Annotated in this window: 1 protein-coding gene; it reads left to right on the top strand. The window is 69.4% G+C overall.

Annotated elements, in window-relative coordinates:
- Nucleotides 1–310 precede the first annotated feature (310 nt).
- The coding region (locus tag CWM66_RS28280; RefSeq protein ID WP_158262974.1) for an FAD-dependent oxidoreductase at nucleotides 311–510 on the top strand (200 nt) is incomplete at its 3' end.

The following is a 510-nucleotide window of genomic DNA, read 5'->3' as shown; positions in this document are numbered from 1 at the left end:
CGCGATCAATCCGCACAGCAGCGCGAAGAACAGCAGCACCGCGGCGATCAGCGCGATCAACCAGCCGGGAATGCCAAAGCGATAGCGGCGGGGCGGCCGGACGGGCGGCGTGGGCGTGCGGGGCAGCGGCGGCGGCGTGGCAGAGAGGGTGTTCATGGCGTTCCTTGGCATGCGCACGACCCCCATGATGCCCGATCCCGCATGACGTTCCGCGCCCGACCTTCATGACGGCGCGTTGCCGCGCCTGCGGTAGGCTGTGGCGACCGTCCAGGAAGGCAGACCCCATGCAGCCTCTCACCCGCGGTATCCGATGAACGAAGGCCACCCCCACCTGGTCATCGTCGGCGGTGGTTTCGCCGGCCTGTGGGCCACGCGCGCACTGGCCGATGCGCCGGTCCGCATCACGCTGGTGGATCGCCACAACCACCACCTATTCCAGCCCCTGCTCTACCAGGTCGCCACGGCCGGCTTGTCCGCACCGGATATCGCCGCGCCGCTGCGCCATATCCT

The organism is Kosakonia sp. H7A (assembly GCF_003028445.1).
In the GTDB taxonomy this organism is placed as follows: Bacteria; Pseudomonadota; Gammaproteobacteria; order Enterobacterales; family Enterobacteriaceae; genus Kosakonia; species Kosakonia radicincitans.
The sequence above is the reverse complement of the archived record's forward strand: the minus strand, read 5'-3'. Positions and strand labels throughout refer to the sequence as shown.